Source organism: Secundilactobacillus yichangensis, assembly GCF_016861565.1.
GTDB lineage: Bacteria > Bacillota > Bacilli > Lactobacillales > Lactobacillaceae > Secundilactobacillus > Secundilactobacillus yichangensis.
In genome coordinates this window covers 165,163-172,291 of the sequence record NZ_BOLK01000005.1, presented here as the reverse complement: position 1 = coordinate 172,291, position 7,129 = coordinate 165,163, and the positions used below count along the sequence as shown (strand labels likewise).

5 protein-coding genes are annotated in these 7,129 nt (G+C 44.4%); all 5 read right to left on the bottom strand.

The features are described from left to right. Positions 1-225 precede the first annotated feature (225 nt). Positions 226-2,196 (bottom strand): KxYKxGKxW signal peptide domain-containing protein, encoded by a 1,971-nt coding sequence (locus tag JUE95_RS06470; RefSeq protein WP_203650079.1) that lies wholly within the window; start codon positions 2,194-2,196, stop codon positions 226-228. Positions 2,197-2,425: 229 nt separating this feature from the next. After that, on the bottom strand, positions 2,426-3,844 hold the full coding sequence (locus JUE95_RS06465) for an NAD(P)(+) transhydrogenase (Re/Si-specific) subunit beta (protein WP_203650077.1): 1,419 nt from the start codon (positions 3,842-3,844) through the stop codon (positions 2,426-2,428). After that, entirely contained in the window at positions 3,844-4,155 is a 312-nt protein-coding gene (locus JUE95_RS06460) for an NAD(P) transhydrogenase subunit alpha part 2 (protein WP_203650075.1), read from the bottom strand. The genes JUE95_RS06465 and JUE95_RS06460 overlap by 1 nt, the downstream gene beginning before the upstream one ends. Before the next feature lies 1 nt (position 4,156). Continuing rightward, positions 4,157-5,380: an NAD(P) transhydrogenase subunit alpha gene (locus JUE95_RS06455; protein WP_203650073.1), complete on the bottom strand. Its 1,224-nt coding sequence runs from the start codon at positions 5,378-5,380 to the stop codon at positions 4,157-4,159. Positions 5,381-5,646: 266 nt separating this feature from the next. Then, a complete protein-coding gene (aldA, locus tag JUE95_RS06450; protein WP_268920907.1) occupies positions 5,647-7,122 on the bottom strand; it encodes an aldehyde dehydrogenase in 1,476 nt (491 codons plus the stop codon). Positions 7,123-7,129: the final 7 nt, after the last annotated feature.

Here is a 7,129-nt window from a genome sequence, read left to right as displayed (position 1 = left end):
ACTCGGTGAAATTCCAGATTCCACCAATTGAATACACGCTAGTTTTTCTGCCAGCGTGTATCTGGATCCTTTCTTTCCCATACAAAAACTCCCTCTATAGTACACAAGCTTTAATTATTTGCTTGTCTACTATAGAGGGAGTATAGCCAGCACTAAGATTAGCCCAAAAGAAAACACCATCCCATAATAATTGGAATGATGTCCACTTTCATTGATTAATTTACCTTATTCATCGTGCCCTTTTCGCCGTTTATCTGCTAAGCCGAATAAGCTGAAAAGACTAAAGATTCCCATACCGACTGCTGCCCAAACATTAGAAGGCGCTTCACTAGTTTGTGGCAAAGTTCCCTTCGTAATTTGACTGTTACTCTTAGCTGCTTGATTAGCACCAGTAGTGGTTGCTGAAACTGCCGTACCGCCATTGCTTGCATTGTTCAAAGTTGATACACGGTTACTGCCCGTCGCAGTGGCATTACTATTATCCGAAGAACTGTTTTGAGCACCGCTCTCATTCTTTCCAACTGAAGCGGTACCGGGAACAGTCATCGTTTCAGTGTTAGAAGGGTTGGCTGCTTCGCTATTAGAACTGCTGGTTGCATCGCTGTTAGAATTATTGGCTGCATCAGTATTTGGAGTCGTTGTTGGTTCAGTATTAGAATCCGTATTATTGGTATTGTTATTATTAGTCGCATCATTAGCTGATCCCTGGCCGCCATTGTTTCCAGAGTTTGAGCCGCCTTGATTTGGCTGCCCCGCTACAATGTAAGTAATAACCGTATTCGTTGATTGCTGGTTAACGTTACCATTCAAAAGCGTATCCTTAGTGATGATATTCTTAAATGATGCAGTGTATTGATTACCATTAGCCGTTGATTTAGGCGAAATAAGCTGGTTAACCATTAGCTGCGCCATTTCTGAAACTGTCGCTGGATTTTCCGGATTATCAGCATGTGCTTGTGTGAGGCTTGCGATGATAGCCGGATTCTTTGAGTAATCAGTTGTCACTTTTTCGCCCGTAGCGGGATCAATGCTGGTTGAAACGATATTACCAATCCCAGTACTTGGATCATAGGTTACAGTTGTGACTGTCTGGTCAAGGTTAGTCGTATCCACAAGCTGAATGCCTGTCAAATGGTAACCATCCGGAATGGTATCCGTTAAATCCTTATAATCAGTGGAAGTAACAGAAAGAATCGAGCCATCATCTGAAGCACGGACAACGTAAGTATTAGTCGCATTTTGAGAATTCAAGACGGTACCATCAGTTGTTTTAACTTCTGTTTGATATGGTTGTGATACCGTCTTAGTCTGAGCAGTATCAGCTACGATAAAAGTAAACTTATAGTTGGTATAAACACTGTTCCGAGGATCACTCTGATACGCAATTGTAAATTGCTGACTTCCTTTACCATCAAGGTTTACACCTAAATCGGCAAATAACGCCTCAGCTGCTTCATTAAGTTTGTCCTGCGTGACGTCCCCGGAAACTAAATCAGCAGGGGTAACTGTTGCAGCCTTCTTAATCACATCGTAATCCAGCGTTAAACTCTGATTATCTGCGGTTGTAGCCGTTAGAGAAACGTCCTTAAGGTCGTAACCACCCGGAATGGTAACGGGGATTTGACCAATTTTTGAACTATTAACTGACTGAATAACGTTGTGGTCATCAACAGTCACATTGTATACGTTGCTGGCGTTTTGATTTGATAGAACTTGTCCAGCATCGCCATCGGTTTTAACTGTGGCATTAAAATTAATTGTAGTTTCCTTAGTACTCTCTGGTGCTACTGCTGTTAAAGTCTGTGCTTTACCAGTATCTTCGTAAGCAGCTGTTGCCTTAGTCTTTGCAGCTGCAACTCGTTCTGTAGTCGCATCGCCTAAATTGGTTGTCACTGGTGCAGTTGTCTTTGCTGTCGTTGCAGCAGTATTTTCTGTTTCTGCGGCTGATTGTTCAGTATTAGTATTCGATGTTGAATCAGTCACAGGAGTTGCCGTTTCAGTAGTTGTTTTCTCAGTGGCGGGAGCCGCTACTACCGGTGTTTCAGTCGTTGCAGCTGAAGCTGTCACTGTATTTAGACCCAGCACACCTAAGCCAAGACTGATTACAGTTACCCCTGCAACCAGCCATTGGCGTCCTTTTTTATACATCTTAAAATGAGTCTTTGCCCCATAAAAAACGTTGTTAAACTTATTCATATTTATCCCCTCCAAAGGATTGTAAAAATTCAAACTTACCCCAAAATATTTAATGCTTAAATTCACAAGCTAATATTAACATAACTCAGGTAATTTGTGCTGATTTTTTGAAAGTAATTTCGCAATACCATAACGAAAATCAAAGCAGCCTGCCCGTCATCATTAAATGATAACAGACAGACTGCTTTCGATTAAAGTTTAGAAAACATCGTTAAACCGACACTTAAGGTTATTGATCCAGATACTCCTTAGTAGAAGCAACAATTTCTTGCAGCCCCTTCTTAGCATCCGAGAAGAACATGCTGGTCTTATCGTTAGAGAACAATGGGTTTTGAATACCAGCATAACCAGTACTCATAGAACGCTTGATAACAACGATCGACTTCGACTTATCAACGTCCAGAATAGGCATACCGGAAATTGCGGTATTTGGTTCACGTGCTTCTGGGTTGGTAACATCGTTGGCACCGATAACCAAGGAAACATCCGTATTTTCAAACATGGAGTTCGCTTCTTCAAGCTGCTTCATTTGATCGTAAGGAACATTAACTTCGGCCAACAGCACGTTCATGTGACCAGGCATCCGTCCGGCAACCGGGTGAATGGCATAGTTCACATTGATGCCATTATCAGTCAACAACTTAGCCAATTCAGCAACTTCGTGTTGGGCTTGAGCAGCAGCCAGACCATACCCAGGAACGATCATGACGTTCTTGGCGTAGGCCAGTTGCACCCCAATATCATCAGCAGACGTTTCCTTAACGTTAACGGGAACGTCATCAGCAGCACTAGTACCGCCACTGTCACCAGTACCGAAACCACCGGCAATAATGTTAGCAACAGAACGGTTCATGGCAGCAGCCATTTGTAAGGTCAAAATGGTACCAGCAGCACCAACTAAGGCACCGGCAATGATCAAAACTTGGTTGTCGATAACGAAACCGGCCATGGCAACCGCCAAACCAGTGAAGGCGTTCAACAGTGAGACCACAACGGGCATATCGGCACCACCAATAGGAATGGTCATTAGGATACCGAAAATGAGGCTGGCAATAATTGCTGTAACTAAGGTCCAAACGTTAGTTGGGAAGCCAACCGTCAAAACGATGGCAGCAATAATAATCAAAACAACAATACCGTTTAATAACTTAGCGCCTGGAAAGGTAATTGGCTTACCAGAAACTTTACCGGCCAACTTACCAGTGGCAATCAGTGAACCTGAGAAGGTAACACTACCGATGATCAGGTCCAAAATAACGGGCAGTGAGAACGCAACGGCTAAAGAAGCGCCGTTTGGCTTACTCAAATAATCAAAGGTCCCAATAGCAGCAGCGGCACCACCACCAACGGCGTTAAACAGACTAACCAGTTGCGGCATGTCGGTCATTTTAACGGTTCGAGCGCGGTAAACACCATAACCGACTCCGAGAACCAAGGCAACCAGCAAGACAAGCCATGCAGCCATCGTCGTATGATTCTTTTCCAGAACGATCAGGAAAGTCATGATAACGGCAATGATCATACCGACAAATGATAACCGGTTACCGCTACGGGCCGTCTTAGGCGTCCGCATCATGTGCAGTCCCATAACGTAGCAGATCGCACTGATCAAATAACATAGGGAAACAAGTGTCATTAAACCAGTCATTACTTGTCGCCTCCTTTGTTACCCTTGTCCTTAGGCTTCGAGAACATTTCAAGCATCCGGTCGGTAACCACGTAACCACCGGAAACATTGATGGCACCAAGAAATGCCGCGATAAAGGCAATGACATAAAAGGCTGGCGTATCAGCTTCCAAGGCAACCAAAATGGCACCAACAACAACCACCCCGTGAATGGCGTTTGCACCAGACATCATCGGTGTGTGCAGCGTCGCTGGGATTTTACTGATAACTTCAAAACCAACTAATAAACTTAATACAAAAATGGCAAGATTCGTATATAATTCCTGACTCATTCTACTCAGCTCCCTTCGACTCAGCTGGTTGATCAGCTTTTTCGTCGGTTTCGTCCTTAGCCGGTTCATCCTTTGGCAGCGGATCAAGCTTAAGGGCTTCACGTAACCGTGCGTTAATAATTTCACCATTAGTCGTTGCAGTCAGTCCGCTAAAGACATCGTCCTTAGGATCAATTGCCAGGTTGCCATCTTTATCAACCATGGCATTGATAACCGACTGAACGTTCTTGGCAAAGAGTTGTGAAGCTGAGTTGGAAAGCTCACTGGCTAAGTTGTTACCACCGATAATCGTAACTTGCTTGTCGGTCGTCACCGTTTCGTCAGGTTTGCTGCCGGCAACGTTGCCACCAAGGTCACTGGCGGCTAAGTCAACAAAGACGGTGCCTGGCTTAGCGTTATTCACGTTGTCTTGCGTAACCATCAGCGGTGGCTTATGACCAGGAACTTGGGCAGTGGTGATAATCACATCGTTATCCGCGATAAAGCCGGCTAATTCTTTTTGCTGCGCGGCGGTTTCTTCGGGAGTCAAAGCCCGGGCATAACCACCTGAACCAGCACCGTTAGAAACTGAGCTGGTTAGGAACGTAGCACCCAAGGACTCAACTTCACCCTTAGAAGCAGGCCGAACATCGTAACCGGAAACAATCGCACCTAACCGCTTAGCAGTCCCAATGGCTTGCAAGCCGGCAACACCGGTACCAAGCACGAGTACTTTAGCTGGCTTAACGGTACCAGCGGCAGTGATCATCATTGGGAAATACTTAGAATAAGCATCACTGGCAACTAGGGCAGCTTTATAGCCAGCAACACTAGATTGTGAACTTAACACGTCCATCGTCTGAGCCCGGCTAATCGTTCGCGGCAGGAGTTCAAATGATAACGCGGAAACCTTCTTATCAGCTAACTGCTGCATTTTTTCGGGTTTGATCAACGAACTTAAGAGGCCTAAAAGCACTTGGCCTGATTTCAGTTGATTTAACGTTTCATCACTAGGCAAGTTAACTACAGCAACAATATTAGCTTGTGACACCGCGGTCTGTCGATCAACCACCTCTGCCCCAGCTTGCTGGTAACTGTCGTCATTGTAATAGGAAGCCACTCCGGCACCCTTCTCGATCAAGACTTTCATACCGGCTTTAATCAGTCGTTTGGCAACGTCTGGATCGATGGCAACCCGTTTTTCATGGGGCTGTTCTTCTTTTAAAGCAGAAACCACAATACTCATCAATATTACCTCCACTTCAAAATTTGGAACGTTTTCTGAAAACCTAGCTTCTGGCAATCACTAACTCTGCCCAATAGAAGTTGGCGATTGAAAAAACTGGCTGACACAGAAGCTAAATTCGCCTGTTTATGCCATTCCCACAGTTTTCATCAAATGAAAAATTTGCGGTTATGACATGCAAGCGGTTCCACTTCTAGCTTAACAGAAAAGGTACCTAGAGACAATCACCCCTAGATACCTTTTGTGCATTATTTAACTTGATTGAACTATGCTTTGGTGTTCTCAGGGTGACCCTGTAAGTAAATAACATGAGTGTTCAAGAATTCATCGATACCGTGACGACCATCGTCACCACCGATACCTGATTCCTTCCAGCCTGAGTGAGAACCATTCATAGCTTCGAAGTTGAACCGGTTGATGTAAGTTTCACCATCTTCCAATTCGTTAGCAGCACGTTGTGCAACATCAATGTCCTTAGTGAAGATTGATGAAGTCAAACCGAAGTCACTGTCGTTAGCCATTTCAATGGCATCATCCAACGTCTTGAAGGTAACAACTGGCAGAACTGGTCCGAAGATTTCGTCCTGGATGATTTCAGAATCCTGCTTAACATTAGTGATAACCGTTGGTTCGTAGTAGAAACCATTTTCGATTTGAACTTTGTGACCACCGGCCGTGATCTTGCCGCCTGCTTTAACAGCGCGGTCAACCATACCGGAAACCTTGTCCAAAGCGGCTTGGTTAATCAGAGGACCAATGCCGGAGTCTTTATCAGTGATTGGGTTAGCAACCTTGATAGCAGACATCTTGTCACTGAGCTTCTTGATGAATTCGTCAGCAACCCCTTCTTGAACGTAGATCCGTTCACAGTTGTTGCAAAGTTGACCATTGTTGTCAACACGTGAATCGATAATTGATTGAACGGCCAAATCAATGTCAGCATCATCCATGACAATGGCAGGTGCTTTACCACCTAATTCCAATGATACTTTAGCCATATGGGTAGCAGCTGAAGCCATGACACGCTTACCAGAGTCAACAGAACCGGTCAAACTAATGATACCGACCTTCTTGTTCTTTGATAATTCATCACCAACAACCGAACCTGGTCCAGTAACAAAGTTAACAACACCGTTTGGAATACCAACTTTATCGACGATCTTAGCAAATTCGAGGGCTAAGTTTGGTGTGTCTGAACTTGGCTTCATTACAATGGTGTTACCAGTTACCAAAGCCGGACCCATTTTACGAGCAATCAGGAAGAATGGGAAGTTCCACGGGAGAATCCCAGCTGCAACACCGATTGGTTGCTTTTGAATCATAATGTTTTCGTTAGCGTTGTCAGATTGAAGGATTTCACCTTCATAAGTCCGGGCAGCGGAAGCCATGTAATCGAAGTAGTCTGCTGAGAACATAATTTCAGTCGTTGCTAATGAACGAATCTTACCCTGTTCTTCTTGCAGCATATCGATTAAGTGGTCAGCATCCTTACGAACTTCCGTAGCAACATCATGCAAGTACTGGCCACGGGTTGCGGCTGGTACGAACTTCCATGATTTTTCAGCTTCGTAAGCGTCATCGATGGCCTCTTGGGTTTCCTCACGGGTTGCGCTTGGAACAGTTGAAATCTTTTCCCCGGTTGAAGGGTTGATAACAGTTAATAGCTTACCTGATTTAGAATCCTTAAATTCACCGTTAACGTACATTTGATAATGCTTTAAACCTTTTAACGTTTCTGACACGATTATT